This window comes from Flavobacteriales bacterium, from assembly GCA_030584065.1.
In the GTDB taxonomy this organism is placed as follows: Bacteria; Bacteroidota; Bacteroidia; order Flavobacteriales_F; family PHOS-HE28; genus PHOS-HE28.
This window is the reverse complement of record CP129489.1, coordinates 1439688-1459699: the sequence shown is the minus strand read 5'-3', so window position 1 is coordinate 1459699 and position 20012 is coordinate 1439688. Positions and strand designations below refer to the sequence as shown.

Genomic DNA, 20012 nt, shown 5'->3' with positions numbered 1-20012 from the left:
GGATCAAATCCGCATCGATGTACCTCGCCATCGGCCTCACCTTCATCCTGGGATACCTGTGCATCGCGCTGGAGCACCCGCTCCGCATCAATAAAGCGGCCACCGCCCTGGTCACGGGCGTGCTGGTCTGGATCATGCTCATGCTGGGCCAGCACGAGCTACTGGGCGCGGCGGAGGCCGCGCATGGCCATGAGGGGGTGGTGGAGTCGCTGATGCACCACCTGGGCGACATCGCCAGCATCCTCTTCTTCCTGATGGGCGCCATGACGATCGTGGAACTCGTGGATGCGCACGAGGGATTCCGCGTGATCACCGACCGCATCACCGGCACCAACAAGGTGACGCTGATGTGGGTGCTCAGCATCATCACCTTCTTCCTGAGCGCGGCGCTGGACAACATGACCACGGCCATCGTCATGTGCGCGTTGCTGCGCAAGCTGATCAAGGACAAGAACGACCTGTGGACCTTCGCCGGCATGGTGATCGTGGCCGCCAACGCGGGTGGTGCGTGGAGCCCCATCGGCGATGTCACCACCATCATGCTCTGGATCGGCGGCCAGGTCACCACCGGCAATATCATCGCCAAGCTCATCGTGCCGAGCCTTGTATGCCTGCTGCTGCCGCTGGTCTGGTTCACCTTCACCTTCAAGGGCACCATCCAGCGACCCGATGCGGCGGCGGAGGAGAATGCCGGCCACAAGGCGGTTTCCACCGGCAAGCGCAACCTGGTCTTCGCACTCGGCCTCTTCGCGCTGCTCGGCGTGCCGCTCTTCAAGACCTGGACGCACCTGCCACCCTACATGGGCATCCTTCTCGGCCTGGGAATCCTCTGGATCGTCACGGAACTCATGCACATGAATGCCATCGAGACCGATAAGGGCCACCTCTCGGTCACAGCGGTGCTCAGGAGGATCGATGTGCCGAGCGTCCTCTTCTTCCTCGGCATCCTCACCGCCGTATCGGGCCTGCAGGAGGCCGGCCATCTGACGGATGCGGCACACCTGCTCGATGCCAAGCTGGGCAGCATCTATGCGGTGAACACGGTGATCGGCCTGCTTTCAGCGGTGGTGGACAACGTGCCCTTGGTGGCCGCGGCCATGGGCATGTATCCCATGGAGCAGTTCCATGCCGATCATCCCTTCTGGGAACTGCTCGCCTATTGCGCGGGCACCGGTGGCAGCATTCTCATCATCGGCTCCGCAGCCGGTGTCGCCACGATGGGCATCCTCGGCATCGACTTCCTCTGGTACCTGCGCCGCATGGCCTTTCCGGCCGCCTTGGGCTATTTCGGCGGCATCATCGCCTTCTGGCTCCTTTGGCACGGAGCGTGAGCCCACTGCGGCTCACATGGTGCCGATGCCATGCAGCTTGCACAGCCAGCTGAGGTGGCCGGTGTGCAGGGCTTCATGGCGCGCCGCATGGGTGATCACATCGCGTACCGAGCCTCCGATGGCCGTAAGGCCGGTGATGTTCGGTCCGTTCAGCTGGTCGGTGGTCAGCGTTGGCAGGTGCGCCATTGCCTTGCGGTGCACCTCGTTGAAGGTGGCCCAGATCTCCTCGTAGGGAGGGCATTGCTCAGGCGGAAGGCCCTGGCTGCCCAAGGTGAAGTGCTTGGCCCAGCTGAACTTCTCGAAGGGCCCTCCCGTGGCCCGCAGCAGCAGCCCGTTCTGGCTGGTGGCCAGGTGGGCGATGAGCCAGTACGCGGTGTTCAGCGGCTTGCCTTCGCACACGAATACCCGGTGCGGGTCCTGGTCCTTGAGCAGGCTGCAGTAGTAGCGGGTGTACTGCCGGGTGCGGTCCACCACATGGGCCAGGACCTGGGCTTCGCTGATGGCGGTCATGGCGCGAAGGTCGATGGAAACCCCGAACTGCTGCGGCCCCTATCTTCGCGGCCCGTTCGGAGAGGTGCCAGAGTGGTCGATCGGGTCTGTCTCGAAAACAGATGTGCCTTCACGGGTACCGGGGGTTCGAATCCCTCCCTCTCCGCAGCCGAGAAGCCGCCCCCGGGCGGCTTCGTCGATTCCGCCCGCAGCCTGGCCCGGTCGGGGCGGGCTGCGGGCCGGATTTGGCGGTGCCAAGGCGGTCCGTCACCGCGGTTGCCATCGGCGGGCTTCGCATACCTTCACCCCATGCGCGTCATCGCTGCCTTCACCTTTGCGCTGCCGGTTGCGGCGCTCGGCCAGCCCTATCCCATCGGCAACCGCTCCGTCACCTTCTTCGATGCGGACCGGAATCGGAACATCCCTACCGATGTGTACTACCCTGCACAGGCCGCCGGGGCCAATGCCGAGGTCGCCGAGGGCAGCTTCCCGGTGCTCGTCATCGGGCACGGCTTCGTCATGGGCACTGGGGCCTATGCCAACCTGAGGAACCACTTCGTGCCGCTGGGCTACATCGTGGCACTGCCGACCACGGAAGGCGGCGTGCCCCCGAATCATGGTGCCTTCGGCTTGGACATTGCGCATGTCTCCACCGCGCTGCAGGCTGCGGGCGGCGAGCCCGCATCGCCGTTCTACGGGCATGTCGCCCCCGCCACGGCGCTGATGGGGCACAGCATGGGTGGCGGCAGCAGTTTCCTCGCAGCGGCGGGGAATACGTCCATCACCACGGTGGTCAATTTCGCGGCGGCGGAGACGAATCCCAGCGCCGTGGCGGCGTGCGCCCAAGTGCAGGTGCCCACCCTCATGTTCGCCGGCTCCAATGATTGCGTGACACCCATCGTGGAGCACCAAGGGCCCATGTACGAAGCCCTTACCGTTCCCTGCCGGGCCTTCATCAGCATCACCGGGGGCGGCCACTGCTACTTCGCCGATTACAACTTCAACTGCTCCTTGGGCGAACTCACCTGCAGCCCTTCGCCGTCGATCGAACGGGCGGAGCAGCACGATGCAGTGAACGATTTCGCCACGCTGTGGCTGGGGCACTTCCTCAAAGGCGAATCGGGGGCGCTGGAAGCCTTCCTGGACAGCACGGCCCAGACCACGCGCGCCGTCTGCACCACCACCTGCGAGCTGAGCACAGGGATGGCCGTGCAGGAAGGCGGTGAGCTGCCGCTGATCTGGCCGACCGTCGCCGATGACCGCTTCACCGTGCGCATGCCGGGGGCGACCTTCCGGATGGACGTGCTCGATGCACAGGGCAGGCTGGTGCTCAGCATCGCGGACCTTCAGGACCGGGCGATCGTGGATGCGGCCCGGCTGCCCCAGGGCACCTACCTCGTGAGGGTCATGGCCGGTGCCTCCCGCGCAATCGGCCGGTTGGTGGTGGCGCGCTGAGGCGTGCGTTTACCTTCGGCACGGCCTTCGCCGTGGTGGAGCATGCATCGCCTGGTCGCTTTCGCTGTCTTTCCGATCGCCATCGGCACATTGGCGCAGGAGCGCGACGTGATCCGTTTGGACCGCTCCAGCATCAGCTTCCTCAGCGAGGCCCCATTGGAGGCCATCTCCGCCGCCACGGACCAGGCCAAGGGCGTCATCGACCGCGGCGAGCGGAGCTTCGCCGTACAGGTGCCCGTGGCATCCTTCGCAGGGTTCAACGCACCGCTGCAGCGCGAGCACTTCAACGAGAACTACATGGCGTCGGCGGATTGGCCCAATGCCCAGTTCACGGGCCGCATCATCGAGATGGTCGATTTGCGCGCGCCGGGCAAGCACGCGGTGCGGGCCAAGGGAACGCTCACCATCCGCGGCGTTCCTCAGGAGCGGATCATCCCTTGCACCGTGGAGGTGGATGCGGCGGGCGTGACGGTGACCAGCCGTTTCGAGGTGGTGCTGGAGGACCACGGCGTTCGGATCCCGCGGGTGGTGCAGCAGAAGGTGGCGGCTACCGTGGCCGTTTCGGTGGACCTGCATTTCGCACCTTGATGCGGAAGGGCGTCACGCTCCTGTTACTGCTGCTGGCCGGTGAGGGCTTCGGGCAGTTCCCCTTGGTGCGCAGGCTCGAGGTGCGGCCAGGTCATCACCGCCCGAAGCTGCACGAGGCCGTGCAGGATGCGCGCGGGCTGATCTGGGTGGCCGATGAAGCGGCGCTGCTCCGCACCGATGGCGGGGTCACCGAGACGATTTGGCGCGCACAGGCCGATCGCATCGCTGCGATGGCCGCCGATGGGAACCGGGTGGCCCTGATCACCGGGCAGGGATATCTGCTGCGCTGCGGCGATGCCGGCTGTGACACGCTGGAGCGCGATACGGCTTTGGCCGGAGTGGCCACGGCATTGGCCGTCCTCCGCGGTGGCGGCCTGGTGATTGGTACCTATGGGCTGGGTGTTGTGCTCCATGATGGAGGTCGCCGAAGCGCCATCGATTCCCGCGCCGGCCTTCCAGATGATCATGTGAACGGACTTGGCGTGCTGCCCGACGGCCGCATCGCCGTGGCTACCGACCAAGGGCTGGCGGTGATCGCCGACGGCGCGGTGGATGCCGTGCTCGGCGAGGAGCAAGGCGCGCCTGATAACCTGGTCCTCAGCCTCGACATCGATGCGGAGGGGACCATCTGGGCAGGTACCGATCGCGCAGGGGTGTTCAGCTGGAAACCGCAGGTGGGCGAGGAGCCACGGTCCATCGCCCAGCCGTGGAGCGATGGCGCGGTGACGCATGTACGCGCTGTGGGCGGCATGGTATGGGCCGCAACCCGGGAGGCCGGCGTGCTGGCAATCGACCTGGCGATGCCCAAGGGTTCCTACCGGCGGCAGGGTGCCCCTGACCGCGAGGTGCTGGGCATGCTGCGCGATGCGGAAGGTGCGCTGTGGTGGTGCGACGGGACGGAGGTCCTGCACCGTGCCGACCCATCCATCCTCGTCGTTCCCGAGCACGAGGGCCTCGACTTGCGAGGCATCAGCGCCATTTGCACCGATGCCGGTCAGCGCCTCTGGTTCGCCATCGGGCACCGCCTCTATCAGCATGCGGCCAGGTTCAGCGAGGACATGACCGTGACCGCGATTCCCGTACCGGTTGATCCGCGCACACCCATCGTGTCGCTCTGCGCGGACGGTGAGGGCACCATCTGGGCAGCCACCTTCGGGTCAGGCGTTCTTGCCGTGAGGCCCGACGGCCGCATCGAGCGCTTCACGATGCGCGACGGCCTCTCGAATGACAATGTCCTTTCCGCCAGGGCGACCGATGACGGTGTCGTCTTCGCGACCCTAGAGGGCATCACGGTGCTCGGCCCATCCGGGTTCCGGCGGCTGGGCCGCGATGCCGGCTTCGTCTTCGATGCGCTGGGCGACCACGGCGCCTTCCACCTGGCCACCGATGGCCGTGGCGTGCGGACGATCACTGCCGATGGCGCGACGGCCGCCTCGCTGGCCGAGGGCACCTTCTATGCCTTGCTGCGCGCCCGGGACGGCACGGTCTGGGCGGCGGGCCCCGCCACGGGTTTCTGCGCCATCGGCAGCAGGGGAGGGCGGTGCTTCGGTGCCGATGTGGCGCCGTTCGGTGCCGACCTGAACGCGCTTGCCGAATCGGCAGGGCAGCTGATCGCGTTCGGCAGCACCGGTGCGGTGGCCATGGATCCCGCAACGCGGTCTATGACGGATGTGACCGCCGCGTTCGGCCTGGAGGATGCGACGGCCGAGCTGAATGCGCTCGCAACGGACCCCACCGGTGCCATCTGGTACGCATGCAGCAAAGGACTCCTGCGGATCCGCCCGGCGCCGCTGCACTTCAGGAGCCGGATTCCGGTGGCCATCCTTGGTGTGCTAGCCGACGGCGAGGCTGTTGGAAATGAAGGTGCGATACGCCTGGCCTATGACCGACGAGCACTGGTGGTACGCTATACCGGAACCTACTACGCCGATCCGGCCGCCATCCGGTTCCAGTACCGGCTGCAAGGCTACGATGACCGCATCGTGGAGACCAGCGAGCGTGACGCCGGCTTCGCCGCGCTGCCCCCCGGCCGCTACGTGTTCCAGGTGCGTGCTTTCCGGGGGAGGGCGCCGCAGGAGAATTCCGGTTGGACTGAACTGGAGGTGATCGTCGACCCGCCCTGGTGGCGCCGGCCTTGGGTCATCGCGCTGATGGGCCTGATGGTGACGGGGGGCATCATTGCCCTCCTTCGCGCGCGCGACCGCCGCCTCCGCTATCGCGCACGGATGGAAGAGGAGCGGGTGCGCTTCCAGCTCGATGCCCTCCGGAGCCAGGTCGATCCGCACTTCCTCTTCAACAGCTTCAATGCCCTGGTGGAGCTCATCGAAACGGAGCCGTCCAAGGCTGTGGAGCACGTGGAGCAGCTGAGCCGTTTCTTCCGGAATATCCTGCAGGTGCGCGACCATGAGCGCATCACCGTGGCGGAAGAGCTCCGTTTGCTCGACACCTATTTCGCCCTGGAGCAGCGCCGGTTCGGTGCCGCGATACGGCTCCAGCTCATGGTGGATGACCGGGCGAAGCAGCGCGCCATCGTGCCGCTCACCCTCCAGTTGCTTGTGGAGAATGCGCTCAAGCACAATGTGGTGAGGGGCGCAGAGCCCTTCACCATCACCATCGCCTCGCTGACGGATGATACGCTGGCCGTTCGCAACCCGCTGCGCCCACGGTCGTCGCCGCCGCGGTCCACGGGCTTCGGCCTGGAGAGCATCACCAAGCGCTACAGGGCGATCACCGCGCGCCCCATCGGGGTGGAGCGGTCGGCAGAGGAATTCACGGTGCTGGTACCTTTGCTCGACCCCGTGCCATGAAGGTGCTGATCGTTGAGGATGAGGAGGCCGCCGTGAAGCGGCTGCGCAAGCTGCTCGTGGGCATCGGTCCCGGCATCGAGGTGGTGGCCGACGTGGCCGCCATCGGAGCCGCAGTCGATTGGATCCGCTCCAACCCCGCGCCGGACCTGGCGCTGTTCGACGTGCAGCTCGCCGATGGTGAGAGCTTCGAGATCTTCCGGCGGGTGGAGGTGCCCTTTCCGGTGGTATTCACCACCGCCTACGATGCCCATGCACTGCAGGCCTTCCGGGTCAACGCCATCGATTACCTGCTGAAGCCCATCAACCCCGAGGAGCTCCGTGCCGCCGTGGAGCGGGTGAAGCGGCTCGGCCTGGTGCGCGACATGGGGCCCTTGGGCACGGGCCAGCCTTCTGCCGAGGTGCCCGTGGCACCGGTGAAGCGCTTCCTGATTCGCTACGGGGAGCATTTCAAGGTGGTGGAGCCCGAGCAGATCGCCTACATCCACTCGTTGATGAAGAACACCTTCCTGCGGACGCGTGAGGGGCGAGACCTCCCGCTGGATGAGAGCCTGGACAAGCTTGAGCGCCAATTGGACCCCCAGCGCTTCATCCGCCTGAACCGGCAGCTGATCGTGAGCCTCCAAAGCATCAAGGAACTCCTGGCCTACAGCAAGAGCCGGGTGAAGGTGGTGCTGGATCCGCCCTACGGCGAGGATGCCGTGGTGAGCAGCGAGCGCAGCGCGGCGTTCAAGCGCTGGCTGGCGGGCGAGTAACCCCCTTTCCCGGGTCGTCGGCCGGAATGCCCGTCCCATCGGTGCCGATGCGACGATAGAGCGGCGCGCGTGGGACCTTCAGGGCACCATAAGCGATGCCATGCACAGTAAGAGGATAAGCCAGCCCTCGCTGCCAAGGCGGATTCACGCAGCCGACTGGGCCCGGCTGATGGCCGCCGCGCCGGATGAGCGCATCGGCCTCATCCTGCGCATGAATCAGGCGGACGGCTATGCGAACCGCCTCAACGCGGTGGAACTCCTGAGCCTGCTCATGGAGGCTTCAGGGACACTTGATGGCGCGTCCGGTTGGTCGCCCGCATTTCCCGGTCCATCGGATTCGCGTGCAGCGGGCAAGGCGGGGTAGGTACTTTTGATCAGTCCTTGATTGCATGCAACACATGAAACGCATCCTGCATCCGGTATCGCTCGCCTTCGGCGCAGCGCTCGCCCTGTCGTCCTGCAAGCACGAGCCGATCCAGGGTCCGCTGTTTCAGAACGGGAACAACGGAGGCGGAGGGGAGGAGGAGCCGGGGTGCGACCCCAATACCATCTACTTTCAGCAGCAGGTACTGCCCATCCTCACCAGCAGCTGCACCAATCCGGGGGCAGGGCTCAATTGCCATCACACGCCCAACGACGACAACGACGACATCCAGATCACCAGCTACCAGACCCTCATGGCCAGCGGCATCGTGCAGGACGGTGACCTGATGGAGGCGATCACCGATGACGACCCGGACAAGATCATGCCCCGTCCGCCCTTCCCGCCGCTCACCGCGGAGCAGATCGCGATCATCCAGCAGTGGATCCAGCAGGGCGCCCAGAACAACAGCTGCGAAACCGCGGTGTGCGATACCCTGAACGTCACCTACAGCGGAACCATCGTGCCCCTTGTGCAGGCGCGCTGCCGAACCTGCCATAGCGGCGGCAGCCCATCGGGGGGGCTCGACCTCACCCAATGGAGCACCATGAACACCATTGCGATGGACGGGCGGCTCGAGGGCTCCGTGCGGCATCTCGGCGATCCGTATGCCCCCATGCCGCCCTCGGGTCCCCAATTGAGCGCCTGCCGCATCCGTCAGATTCAGCTCTGGATCGGCCAAGGCGCCCCCAATAACTGACCGGCATCCATGCGCAAGGCCTTCCTGCTCCTCGTTCCAGCCCTTCTGCTCCTGGTGCCCGGCTGCTACTATGATAATGAGCAGGAGCTCTATCCGGGCTCCTTCTGCGACACGTCCGCCGTTACCTGGAGCGGCACCATTCAGCCCCTGATCCAATCCTCGTGCGCCATCCCGGGCTGCCACGTCACCGGGGCGCAGTCCCCCGACCTCACCACCTATGCCTTGGTGAAGGCTGCTGCGGACAATGGCCAGCTGCGCGGGGTCATCATCCAAGGCGTGCCCTTCTTCATGCCGGCCCCGCTCGGGCTGCCCAGCTGCGACCGCAGCAAGGTGGAGGCCTGGCTCAATGCCGGCGCACCGAACAATTGAACCGCATGAAAGCCCGAACCATCATCGCCGCAGTCGCTGTGGCAGCCGTCCTTGGCGGCGCATACGCGTGGAAGGAGTACAGCCGCAAGCCCGAGGGCGCGGCCGGCATGGCCGAGGCGCACACGGTGGATGCGCCGCAGCTGCTGGCGGATTTCCTTGCCGACGAGCCGGCCGCCACGGCCAAGTACGTGGGCTCCACGGCGCAGGCCATCAAGGTGAAGGGCGTCATCCGGACCATCGATGAGGGGGACGGCACGCGGATGAGCGTCATCCTCGATACCGGCGACCCCATGGCCGGCATCGTCTGCGAATTCGAGCCGGGCAGCCTGCCTGCCGGCTGGAAGGTCGGCGACAAGGTCTTCGTGAAGGGCATCTGCCAGGGCTATACCGGCGACGGCATGATACCGGGCGATGTCCTCCTGCAGCGCTGCGCCGCCGTGGAATGATCCTTGCCTCCCCGCCTCCCGCACACCAACGAACAACAGAACAGCCATGAAGAACGCACTCCTCCTCGCAGCCCTGCTGCCCTTGACCGCTGCGGCGCAAGAGCGCTACATGACCCGCACCGGCCACATCGATTTCCACTCCTCCACGCCCATGGAGGATATCCATGCCGATAACGACAAGGTGACCAGCGTATGGGACGCGACCACCGGAGCCGTGGAGTTCGTGGCGGTGATCAAGGCCTTCGCCTTCGAGAAGGCGCTGATGCAGGAGCACTTCAATGAGAACTACATGGAGAGCAATACCTATCCGAAGGCTACCTTCAAGGGCCGCATCGCAGGGGTGACGGCCGAGCAGCTCAAGCAAGCCGGTTCCTACCCGGTGACCGTGGAGGGCACCATCACCATCCATGGCGTGGAGAAGCCCATGAAGGCCACCGGCACCGTCACGGCTGACGGGAAGGGCGCCGTGCGGGCCGAAAGCGCCTTCCAGGTGAAGCCCGCGGACCATGACATCAAGATCCCCGGCGCCGTGCGCAAGAACATCGCCGAGTCGATCGATGTGAAGGTGCGCATGGATTACACGCGCATGTGATGGAGTCCCGCATGAAGCCCCTGCGCCACCTCTTCCTTGCGCCGTTGCTGGGCGCAGCCCTCATCGCCCCGCCGCTCGCGGCGCAGGACGACCTCATCGGCCTGCTCGGCGAGGAGGAGACAGGCCCTGAGTACACGAATGCCGCGTTCAAGACCACCCGTGTGATCAACGGGCACAGCCTGGAGAACACGGCGCATGGGGTGCTCGATTTCCGCATCGGCCACCGCTTCGGCCCCGCGAACGGCGGCGCCGCCCAATTCTATGGCCTCGATGGCGCGACGGTGCGCCTGGGCCTCGACTACGGCGTCACGGACCGCCTCATGGTGGGCATCGGTCGCAGCAGCTACCAGAAGACGGTGGACGGGTTCGTGAAGTACAAGCTGCTGCGGCAGTGCGATGCGGGCTGTAGCACGCCGCTTACGCTGGCCGTGGTGGGGGCGGCCTCCATGACCACCATGAGCGCTACCGATGTGCCCTGGTACTCCCCTGACCGGACCGACTATTTCTCGCACCGGCTTTCCTATGCCTGGACGCTCATCATCGGGCGCAAGTTCAGTGAAAGCGTCTCCTTCCAGCTCAACCCCGGCGTGGTGCACCGCAACCTGGTGGCCACGGTGGAGGACCCCAACGATGTCTTCCACATCAGCGGTGCCGGCCGGGTGAAGCTCACCAAGCGGCTGGCCTTCAACGCGGAATACTTCCACGTGCTGCGCGATCAGGTCCCCGATGCCTTCCGCAACTCACTCTCCATCGGCTTCGACATCGAGACCGGCGGCCACGTGTTCCAGCTGCATTTCACCAACAGCTCGGGCATGTTCGAGCGGGCCTTCATCACGGAGACCACCGGGGATTGGGCCAATGCATTCCAGCCGGCCACGAAGGGCGGCGGGTTCCAGTTCGGCTTCAACATCTCGCGCGTATTCACCGTGCACGAGCCGAAGAAGAAGCCTTGATCGGCTAGCGGCTGCCGGCCGTGGCCTGCGCACGGCGCAGGAGCAGGTACTCTTCCAGGTTCTCCAGCTCCAGCACGCCGATCAGCGCACCGTGCTCCACCACCGGGAGCAAGGGCAGGCCGGCGGCCACCATGCGCTGGGTGGACTCGTGGGCATCGTCATCCGGCGCGATTGCGGCGGCCATGTGCGGGGGCAGGTCGGCCAGGCGGACATGCTCCGACCCGGATTCCACGGCCCGGAAGAGGTCCTGCCGGCCGAGCACGCCGATGGGCAGGCCATCAAGGCCGGTCACCACCAAGGCCCCGTCGCCGCCGCTGAGCAGCTGGTCCAGCGCCTCGCGCACACTGGCGCTTGCGCCCAAGGTCCAGAAGCGGGTGCGCATCACCTGGCGGACCGCGATGCCGCGGAGCTGCTCGCGCTGGGCCACATTGCGCGCCTCGGCCCCGGCGGCCAGGAAGATGAACAAGCCGATGAGCGCCAGGAAGGGCTGCCCGCTGAGGAGGCCGTAGCCGACGCCGATTACGGCCGCTCCGCGCCCGATGGCCGCAGCGATGCGGGTGGCACGCTCGCGGGGCATCCGCATCGCCAGCAGGGAGCGCAGGATACGGCCCCCGTCCATGGGGAATGCCGGGATGAGGTTGAAGAGGAAGAGCCAGAGGTTGGCGCCCACCAGGAAGAAGAGGGCGTTGGTGTACAGCGTGGCGCCCAGCAGCAGGTCAGAGAACAGCGTCACCAGGCCCATGGCCGCCATGATGATGAAGGCGATCACGGCGATGGCGAGGTTCACCGCTGGCCCTGCCACGGTGATCCAGAATTCCTGCCGCGGCTCCTCGGGCATGCGCTCCAGGGAGGCGACGCCGCCAATGGGCAGCAGGGTGATGTCGCGCGTGCCCACACCGAACCGCCGGGCGGTGAGGGCATGCCCGAATTCATGGAGCACCACGCACACGAAGACGATGCCGACCATGCCGAGCCGCAGGCCGATGGCCGGCCAGCCGAGGTCGTCCGCCAGGCCGGAGACGACGATGTAGAGGGGAAGCGCGATGAAGGACCAATGCAGCCTCACCTGGATGCCCTTGAACGCGAAGAGCGGCAGCGCGCCGCGCGCGAGGGCACCGGCCATCAGCGGTCGGCTTGCTGCAGCACCAGCAGCGGCAGGTGCGTGTGCATGGCCAAGGCGGCCGCCGTGCTCCTGTGGAACAGGCCTTGGAAGATGCCGCGCTTGCGGTGCAGCACCACCAGCAGGTCCGCATCGCCCTGCTCGGCAAGGTCGTTGAGGGCCGACTCAACGTTCTCGCCGCTGATGTACTGGAGGCTGTGCGGGATGGCCCCGAAGAGCGCATCGTATGGCGTGCCGGACGAGGTCGATTCGGCGGGTTTGCGCTCGGTGATGACGCGCACCACGCGGATCTCGCCGTGGTTCCAACGGGCCAGTTCGATCGCCGGAGCGAGTGTTTCGCGGTCCACCGGCCCGCCATCATCGGCGAGGAGGATGCGCTTGGGCGCTCGGTAGACGGCCTTGGCCGGAACGGCGAGCACGGGGAAGGCGCCCTGCTTGATGACGCTCGCGGTGTTGCTGCCGAAGAGCACTTCCTGCAGCCCGCTGGCACCCTGAGTGCCCATCACCACCATGGCCGGCCTTTCGGCATCGGTCCGGTACCGGTCGATGACATTGGGCAGGTCGCCGTGCTCCGCCACGGCATCGAGCTCCAGGCCGGGTTCCGGCACCGCCTTCCGCACCACCTCGGCGAAGGCCTTCACGCCGGCCAGGGCCTCGCGGGCCAGCAGGTCATCCATGTTCCACATGGTGCTTGCGGCGCCATGCGGCATCATGTAGGTGTTGAGCAGCACGAAGCGGTTGCCCTCCACGCCATGCAGGCGGATGGCGTAAACGGCCGCGCTCAGGGCGTTGCTGCTGAAATCGGTTGGGATGAGGATGCGGGCCATGCGGTGGGGTTGGACTAGTGGCCGTCGCTGTGCGCACCGGCCTTCGTGCTGGAGGAATCAACCAGCGCATAGCCGATGAAGAGAAGGGCCATCATCACCAGGAAGCTGATCAGGCCCGTGGTGTTGTCCGCGCGGCCGCTTTCCAGCACCACGGAATCCGTTTCAAGGATGGCGTACCGGAAGGGGATGATGAACGCGAGGATCCACAGGGCCAGGCCGATGATCTTCTTCATGGTGCTAGGGTTTGGTGCGGCGAATGTATAGCCTCTGCGGCAGCCGCTTCGCTGTGCGCGCAGGGGTGCGGACAGCGGAGCGGCCGGGCTTCCCCTCCGCCCCGCTGCGCATTGGCCGGTCGTCTCACATCCGCTTGGCGAGCCACTGGTGGAACTCGCCCTTCAGCTCGCGGTAGAGCTTCTCGAAGGTCTGGAACCGGTCGCGCAGGCCGGCATGGTCGTGATAGTGGCGATGGTCGATGGCCACCGGGTTCTCCTTGCTCTCCTTCTCGAGGAAGTTCTCATGCTCCTTGATGTCGTGGCGGAGCACGTCGATGACCTCCTTCTCGCGGATGAACTGGTTCTGGAAGTGCTCCAGCTCCGCAAGCACCTCGGTCTTGTTGTTGCGGCGCACGATATCCTCCAGGCGGTGCTCGAAGATGCCGACCTCGTCCTTGTAGAACTTGAGGGCATTGATCCACTCCATGTGGTCGAAGTGGAGGTCGGCGAAGTTGGCGTGCTTGGCGGTCTGGGTGGCGGTCGTCATGGATATGGATGTTTGGGGTTCGGGAGGATGGCCGGTTGCGAAGATCGCATCAGGCTTTCAAGGTAAGGGTCGGCAACGGACTGAGGTTCGCGATGGTCTCGGCTACGCTGGGATTCAGGAAGGCATTGGCCCCGGTGCGTCCGTGGGTGACCAGGGCGATGAGGTCCATACGGCCCCTCAAGGCGAAATCGATGGCACCTTCTGCAGCGGTGTAGTGGTCCGTGGTATGGAGGCCCACGGTCTTCGGGAGCTTTCGCGCAAGCTGGTCCAGCTGGTCCATCGATGCCGCACTATCCTGGAACCGGTTCGGGGTGTTCACCCAGAGCAGGTGGAAGCGGGTGCGCGGTCCGGCCACCAGGGCCATGAGCTTCGACAGGTGCCGCTCAATGCCTTTCTCGCCGGGGTCGGCGACCAGCAGCACGCGCTCCATGCGCGGCCCGGCCTTCGTCCGGATCGTCAGCACGGGCACGCTGCTCACGCGGATGACGCGCTGGGCGTGGCTGCCGAGGAAGGCCTCCTTGAGGGCCCCGGCTCCATGGGTGCCCATGATCACCAGATCGGCGCCAAGCTTGCCGGTGGCATCCACCACTTCTTTCCAGGCCGCGTTGGGTACCAAGGTGTACGTAGCCTTGATGCCGCGCTTGGCCATGTTGTTGGTCGCATCTTCAAGCCGCTGACGGGCCGCGCCCACCCGTTCGCGCGCCTCGGGGTAGAGCTCATGCTGCGTCTTGGTCGGCTTGGTGGCCAGCACAGCAGTGCTGAATTGGGCGTCCTGCCAGGTGCTCGGCACATCCACGGCGTGGAGGAGATGCACTGCGGCGCCATGCTCCTTTGCAAGGCGCATGGCAAGCTCAACTGCTCCTTGTGCGGGTGCGCTGAAATCGGTGGGTACCAGGATCTTCTTCATGGGATTCAGGGTTCAACGAACCAAGGCCTTCGGCTCCGCCCCGAAGGAAGCCTGACGAAGCTCAAGGCGGGCTGACGGATATCCTGTTTCCGGGCTGATATCCGTCAGGAAGAAGCTGCACCAGACGCGCTGCCGGAAAGAAGAACGGCCGCCCGCGGGCGGCCGTCCAGGGTCGTCCACGTCCTCCTTATTTGCGGTCCTTCAGCGCCACGTAATCGCGCTTGGTGGCGCCGGTGTAGATCTGCCGCGGCCGGCCAATCGGCTCCTTGTTCTCCACCATCTCCTTCCACTGCGCGATCCACCCCGGCAGGCGGCCGAGCGCGAACATCACGGTGAACATGCGGGTGGGGATGCCGATGGCGCGGTAGATGATGCCGCTGTAGAAATCCACGTTGGGGTAGAGCTTGCGGCTGATGAAGTAGTCGTCCCTCAGTGCGATCTCCTCCAGCTGCTTGGCGATCTCCAGCACGGGGTCGTTCACGCCGAGCTTGGCCAGCACATCGTCGCAGGCCTTCTTGATGATGCGGGCGCGCGGGTCGAAGTTCTTGTACACCCGGTGGCCGAAGCCGAAGAGGCGGAAGGGGTCGTTCTTGTCCTTGGCCTTGTTCACCCATTTCTGGATGTCGCCGCCGTCGTTGCGGATGGTCTCCAGCATCTCGATCACCTCCTGGTTGGCGCCGCCGTGAAGGGGGCCCCAGAGGGCGGCGATGCCGGCGCTCACCGCGCTGTAGAGGTTGCTCTGGCTGCTGCCTACGATCCTCACCGTGCTTGTGCTGCAGTTCTGCTCATGGTCCGCATGCAGGATGAGCAGCGTATTGAGCGCGCTGGCCACCACCGGGTCCACCTTGTACTCCTCGGTGGGCAGGGCGAACATCATGTACAGGAAGTTCTCCACGTAGCCCAGCTTGTTGTTGGGGTACATGTAGGGGTGGCCCAGGTTGTTCTTGTAGCTGATGGCCGCCAGCGTCGGCATCTTGGCGATGAGGCGGTACACCGTGCGCAGCACCTCATGCTGCGGGCGGTGCGGGTCCTGGCTCTTGGGGTAGAAGGTGCTCAGCGAGTTCACCATCGCCGAGAGGATGCCCATCGGATGGGCATTGCTCGGGAAGAACTCGAAGAAATGCTTCATGTCCTCATGCACCAGCGAGTGGTACCGGATGTTCCCCTCGAACTCGTCCAGCTGCTTCCGGTTCGGCAGGTCGCCGAACAGCAGCAGGTACGCCACCTCGATGAAGCTGGCCTTCTCGGCGAGCTGCTCGATGGGATAGCCCCGGTAGTGCAGGATGCCCTCCTCGCCATCGAGGAAGGTGATGGCGCTGGTGGTGGCACCCGTGTTCTTGTAGCCGAAATCGAGGGTGATGTAGCCCGTTTCGTCGCGCAGCTTGCTGATATCGATGGCTTTCTCGCCTTCGCTCCCCTGGATCACCGGGAATTCATAGGTCTTGCCGTTGAGGATGATCTGCGCTTTCTCGCTCATCGCCGCTCGTTGAAAAGGTGGATGTGGAATGAATGGCCGCTAAAGTAGCATGCGAACAACGTCGCCGGGCGAAGGTTCATCAGGATACGTGCGGGCCCGCTCAAGGCCATGCCGATCCCGGCTTCCGGCAAGGTGGGCGACAACGGGAAAGCCCCATCACGGGGGCTTTCCGCGCGACGGCTTCAGGCCCTACGGCGCGGTCCAGCGGCTCTTGAAGCCGTTGAGGAAAGCCTGGTACTCCTGGTTCTTGTAGTGCCCTTCGCCGAAGTAGACCAGGATCGGCTCGATCTGCTCCGGCGTCATGTAGCCCTGTACCGGTGCCAGCACATTCAGGTCGCTGTCCAGGTAGACCACGGTGGGATAGGCGATGCGGCCCTGCACATTGGCGATGGCCATGGTCAATTGGTGGGTGCCGTTGCGGCCGCCCACCATGCCGGGGTTGAAGTCCGGGTTGGTGAACTTCTGGCCCTTGAAGGTCACGGGTTCGCCGCTCTCCGCGTTGAACTTCACGGGATAGAAGTGCTTGTTCACGTACTCGGCCAGCTTGGGGTCAGCGAAGGTCCTGGCATCGAGCATCTTGCACGGCCCGCACCAGCTGGTGTAGACGTCCACGAAGAGCGGCTTGGGGGCCTTCTTGGCCTGGGCCTGGGCATCCTCCATGCTCAGCCAGCGGATGCCCTTGGCAGGTGCGGCCGCTGCGGCGGTCCTGCCCGTCTGGGCGGCCATGTGAAGGGGGGCGAGCAGGGCTGCCAGGAGCAGCACGCGGGCGGGGCGGAGGGCGTTGCGCATGGTCAATGGATGACGGGGGCTTTCAAGCATCGTGCCGGGTTCGGGTCAGTGGACGCCGCGCATCAGGCGGCGCACGAAGGGAGAGATGGCCAGCAGGGCCAGCCCCGCTACGAGCGCATACAGGGCCAGCTGCTGGTAGCCGTCGGTATAGGACTGCAGCTTCTCGATGTTGGTGGCGGTCTCGTCGGCCAGGCTCATGCCCGCGCCGAGCAGACCGGCCACGTATTGGCCATAGGCGCTCGCCAGGAACCACATCCCCATCATCAGCCCCTGCACGGGCTGAGGCGCAAGCTTGGTCATCAGCGACAGGCCGATCGGCGATAGGCACAGCTCCCCGAAGGTGATGACGAAGTAGCCAAGGGTGAAGAGGTCGAGCGAAGTGAGGCCGTCCGGGCTGGCCAGGTAGATGGTGGCGTGGAAGACGAAGAAGGCCAGGGCCAGCAGCAGGAAGCCCATCCCGAACTTCACCACGCTGTTCGGCTCCATGCGCCGCTTGCTCAGCCACACCCACAGGATGCCGATGGGCGCGGCGAACAGGATCACGAAGAGCGAGTTCACGCCATTGTTCACCACGTTGGGGTCCATCGGCAGGCCCAGCAGCGAATGCCGCAGGTTGTTGAGCGCGAAGAGGCTGAGCGACCCGCCGCTCTGCTCGAAGAAGGCCCAGAACAGGATGGAGAAGAGGATGAAGACCAGGGCGGCGAGCAGGCGCTTGTTCTCCTGGGCGGTGAACCGACGCATCTCCCAGGCCAGGTAGGCCAGGGTGGCGGGCCCGATGATGTACATGAACAGGTCCGTGTAGCGCGTGTTGGTGACCAGCAGCAGCACCAGGGGGATCACGAGCAGGGAGCCGATGTAGGTGGCGACCTCATAGAAGCGGCGCCGGTTCCGCGGCATGTCGGCGTGCAGCGGGCTCAGGCCGATGGGGCCCAGGCTGCGCCGGGTGAGCAGGAAGTTCACCAGGCTGATGGACATCACCACGCCCACCAAGGCGAAGGCCAGGCGCCAGCTGTAGTACTTGCCCACGCTCACCATGATGGCGCCCCCGAGCAGGGCCCCCACGTTGATGCCGGCATAGAACAGGCTGAAACCCGCGTCGCGCCGGCTGTCGTCAGCGTGGTAGAGCTGGCCCACCATGGTGCTGATGTTGGGCTTGAAGAAGCCCGTGCCGATGATGGAGAAGCAGGTGCCGATGTAGAAGTGCTCCTTGGGCGAGACGGCCACGATGAGCCCGCCGGCGATCATCAGCAGGGCGCCCCAGAAGAGCGACTTCTGGAAGCCGAGGATCCGGTCGGCGAACACCCCGCCGATGAAGGTGAAGGCGTATACGAAGGCCTGGATGGCGCCGTACTGGAGGTTGGCCGTTGGGTCGTCGAGGCCGAGGTTGCTCACCATGAAGACGGTGAGCATGCCCCGCATGCCGTAGAAGCAGAAGCGCTCCCACATCTCGGTGAAGAACAGGCTCCAGAGCTGTCGCGGGTACTGGCCCTTGAAGCCCCGGATCTCGGCCAGGGAGGGAGCGGCGGCTGCCATGCGTGCGATGCGCCCTGCGCCTTAGCGGATGCCGTGGAAGAGGCGGTTCACCAAGGGGCTCATCACCACCAGGAACAGGCCGATGCCCACGGTGACATAGCCCATGGTGCTGTATACATCCACGTAGGTGGCCAGGCTGGCCGCGGTGTCCACGGCTTCGCCTTCGCCGCTGCCGTGCTCGGCGCCGGTGAGCTTGGCCAGCATGCCGGCTGCATAGTTGGCTCCGGCGATGCTCAGGAACCAGGCGCCCATGGCGGTGCCGGTCATGTCCTTGGGCACCAGCTTGGTCACCATGCTCAGGCCGATGGGGCTGAGGAAGAGCTCGCCCGTGGTGTGCAGCATGTAGAGGAGCGCCAGTGTCCACAGGGGCACCTGGTACTCGATCGCCAGCGGCGCGGCCAGCAGCACCACCAGGTAGCCGAGCCCCAGCTGGGTGATGCCGAGCCCGAACTTCATGGGGATGCTCGGGTCCTTGCCGGCGGTCTTCAGCTTCACCCACATGATGGAGAACACCGAGCCGAAGAGCAGGATGAAGGCCGGGTTGAAGAACTGCGTGGTCGCGGCCCCCATCTCCCAGCCGAACACATGGCGGTCCACGTTGCGGTCGGCGAAGAGGGTGAGGCTGCTGCCCGCCTGCTCGAAGCAGGCCCAGAACACCACGTTGAAGAACATGAGGATGATGAAGCCGAACATCTTGTCGAGCTGCTGCTTGCCGTCCTTGATGCCCCGCATGATGAGGCTTCCGATGACCAGCACGGCCACGGCCAGCAGCACATAGCCCGCGATGTCGGTGTTGCGCAGCAGGAAGTAGAGGACAGGGATGAGCGCCAGGCAGCCCAGGATCACCGCGGTGAAGGGGCTCAGCGGACCGTACTTGGGCTTGTGCAGCGTCTCCGGGGAGGGCGGGGCGCTCACGTGGCCGTAGTGCCGGCTGCCGAGCTGGAAGATGAGGATGCCCGCCAGCATGCCGATGCCGGCCAGCGCGAAGCCGGCACGGGCACCGTAGATGTTGCCCACTTCGGCGCATACCGTGGTGGCCAGCAGCGCGCCCAGGTTGATGCCGATGTAGAAGATGGTGAATCCGCTGTCCTTGCGCTTGTCGCCGTCGGGGTAGAGGCGGCCCACCATGGTGCTGATGTTGGGCTTGAACAGGCCGTTGCCGACGATGATCACGGCCATGCCCCAGAAGAGGAGCATCTCGGTGCCGCCCACGATGATGAACTCACCGATGGCCATGAGCACCCCGCCCAGCAGCACCGCCAGGCGCGAGCCCAGGATGCTGTCGGCGATGCGGCCGCCGATCACCGGCATCACATACACCAGCGCGGTGTAGGCGCCGTACACCGCGAAGCCCATGTTGTCGCCCATGGCCAGGCTCTTCACCAGGTAGAGCAGCAGCAGGGCGCGCATGCCGTAGTAGCAGAAGCGCTCCCACATCTCGGCCATGAAGAGCCAGTACAGCCCCTTGGGATGGCCGTGGGTGGGCGGTTCGCCGACAGGGATGGTCATGGTGTCGATGCTCGAGCTCATCGGATGGGGTTGGAAGTGAGGTGCGCCAAGGTAGAAAAGGGGCTGAATCACGGTGGCCCGGCGGGCAAGGGGGAGGGGGCGTGGTCAAGTGCTCAGCGTCCCGTGGGGACGCATATCCAAGGATGCCGAAGGGCGCAGGGGCCTGTGCGCTCAGCGGTCCATGGGCT

Annotated in this window: 21 protein-coding genes and 1 tRNA gene; 12 read left to right on the top strand and 10 right to left on the bottom strand. The window is 65.5% G+C overall.

Annotated features, from left to right (window positions below):
- Positions 1–17: 17 nt before the first annotated feature.
- Entirely contained in the window at positions 18–1331 is a 1314-nt protein-coding gene (gene nhaD, locus QY325_06510) for a sodium:proton antiporter NhaD (protein ID WKZ67572.1), read from the top strand.
- Between the two features lie 12 nt (positions 1332–1343).
- On the opposite strand, the gene QY325_06505 is transcribed toward nhaD, so the two are convergent.
- Positions 1344–1841 carry a DinB family protein gene (locus QY325_06505; GenBank protein WKZ67571.1) on the bottom strand — a complete coding sequence of 166 codons (498 nt, stop codon included), beginning with the start codon at positions 1839–1841 and terminating at the stop codon, positions 1344–1346.
- A 58-nt stretch (positions 1842–1899) separates the two neighbouring features.
- Here QY325_06505 and QY325_06500 point away from each other — a divergent pair.
- The 11 genes from QY325_06500 to QY325_06450 all read left to right on the top strand — a co-directional run bounded on the left by QY325_06500 (position 1900) and on the right by QY325_06450 (position 10903).
- Positions 1900–1986, top strand: a tRNA-Ser gene (locus tag QY325_06500).
- Positions 1987–2129: 143 nt separating this feature from the next.
- Positions 2130–3275 carry a hypothetical protein gene (locus QY325_06495; GenBank protein WKZ67570.1) on the top strand — a complete coding sequence of 382 codons (1146 nt, stop codon included), beginning with the start codon at positions 2130–2132 and terminating at the stop codon, positions 3273–3275.
- 42 nt (positions 3276–3317) lie between these two features.
- Positions 3318–3863 (top strand): YceI family protein, encoded by a 546-nt coding sequence (locus QY325_06490; GenBank protein WKZ67569.1) that lies wholly within the window; start codon positions 3318–3320, stop codon positions 3861–3863.
- A complete protein-coding gene (locus QY325_06485) occupies positions 3863–6670 on the top strand; it encodes a histidine kinase (protein ID WKZ67568.1) in 2808 nt (935 codons plus the stop codon). Before QY325_06490 ends, QY325_06485 begins: the two co-directional genes overlap by 1 nt.
- Positions 6667–7422: a LytTR family DNA-binding domain-containing protein gene (locus QY325_06480; protein WKZ67567.1), complete on the top strand. Its 756-nt coding sequence runs from the start codon at positions 6667–6669 to the stop codon at positions 7420–7422. Before QY325_06485 ends, QY325_06480 begins: the two co-directional genes overlap by 4 nt.
- A gap of 169 nt (positions 7423–7591) precedes the next feature.
- A complete protein-coding gene (locus QY325_06475; protein ID WKZ67566.1) occupies positions 7592–7786 on the top strand; it encodes a hypothetical protein in 195 nt (64 codons plus the stop codon).
- Between the two features lie 34 nt (positions 7787–7820).
- A complete protein-coding gene (locus QY325_06470; protein ID WKZ67565.1) occupies positions 7821–8543 on the top strand; it encodes a hypothetical protein in 723 nt (240 codons plus the stop codon).
- 9 nt (positions 8544–8552) lie between these two features.
- On the top strand, positions 8553–8912 hold the full coding sequence (locus QY325_06465; protein WKZ67564.1) for a hypothetical protein: 360 nt from the start codon (positions 8553–8555) through the stop codon (positions 8910–8912).
- A gap of 5 nt (positions 8913–8917) precedes the next feature.
- Positions 8918–9358 (top strand): hypothetical protein, encoded by a 441-nt coding sequence (locus tag QY325_06460; GenBank protein WKZ67563.1) that lies wholly within the window; start codon positions 8918–8920, stop codon positions 9356–9358.
- 46 nt (positions 9359–9404) lie between these two features.
- The gene (locus tag QY325_06455) at positions 9405–9950 is read left to right on the top strand and encodes a YceI family protein (GenBank protein WKZ67562.1); all 546 of its coding nucleotides are present in this window, start codon (positions 9405–9407) and stop codon (positions 9948–9950) included.
- Between the two features lie 11 nt (positions 9951–9961).
- A complete protein-coding gene (locus QY325_06450) occupies positions 9962–10903 on the top strand; it encodes a DUF5777 family beta-barrel protein (protein WKZ67561.1) in 942 nt (313 codons plus the stop codon).
- Between the two features lie 4 nt (positions 10904–10907).
- Here the strand turns inward: QY325_06450 and QY325_06445 are convergent, their stop codons facing one another.
- From QY325_06445 to QY325_06405, 9 genes are all read right to left on the bottom strand, one after another.
- Positions 10908–12026 (bottom strand): site-2 protease family protein, encoded by a 1119-nt coding sequence (locus tag QY325_06445; protein WKZ67560.1) that lies wholly within the window; start codon positions 12024–12026, stop codon positions 10908–10910.
- Positions 12026–12850, bottom strand: coding sequence for a universal stress protein (locus QY325_06440; GenBank protein ID WKZ67559.1), 825 nt, complete (start codon positions 12848–12850; stop codon positions 12026–12028). Before QY325_06440 ends, QY325_06445 begins: the two co-directional genes overlap by 1 nt.
- A gap of 14 nt (positions 12851–12864) precedes the next feature.
- A complete protein-coding gene (locus QY325_06435; GenBank protein ID WKZ67558.1) occupies positions 12865–13083 on the bottom strand; it encodes a hypothetical protein in 219 nt (72 codons plus the stop codon).
- Between the two features lie 124 nt (positions 13084–13207).
- Positions 13208–13609 carry a hypothetical protein gene (locus QY325_06430; GenBank protein WKZ67557.1) on the bottom strand — a complete coding sequence of 134 codons (402 nt, stop codon included), beginning with the start codon at positions 13607–13609 and terminating at the stop codon, positions 13208–13210.
- Positions 13610–13658: 49 nt separating this feature from the next.
- The gene (locus QY325_06425) at positions 13659–14516 is read right to left on the bottom strand and encodes a universal stress protein (protein WKZ67556.1); all 858 of its coding nucleotides are present in this window, start codon (positions 14514–14516) and stop codon (positions 13659–13661) included.
- Positions 14517–14703: 187 nt separating this feature from the next.
- The gene (locus QY325_06420; GenBank protein WKZ67555.1) at positions 14704–15993 is read right to left on the bottom strand and encodes a citrate synthase; all 1290 of its coding nucleotides are present in this window, start codon (positions 15991–15993) and stop codon (positions 14704–14706) included.
- A gap of 189 nt (positions 15994–16182) precedes the next feature.
- The gene (locus QY325_06415; protein ID WKZ67554.1) at positions 16183–16782 is read right to left on the bottom strand and encodes a thioredoxin family protein; all 600 of its coding nucleotides are present in this window, start codon (positions 16780–16782) and stop codon (positions 16183–16185) included.
- Positions 16783–16827: 45 nt separating this feature from the next.
- Positions 16828–18315: a peptide MFS transporter gene (locus tag QY325_06410; GenBank protein WKZ67553.1), complete on the bottom strand. Its 1488-nt coding sequence runs from the start codon at positions 18313–18315 to the stop codon at positions 16828–16830.
- Positions 18316–18336: 21 nt separating this feature from the next.
- Positions 18337–19845: an oligopeptide:H+ symporter gene (locus tag QY325_06405; GenBank protein ID WKZ67552.1), complete on the bottom strand. Its 1509-nt coding sequence runs from the start codon at positions 19843–19845 to the stop codon at positions 18337–18339.
- Positions 19846–20012 lie beyond the last annotated feature (167 nt).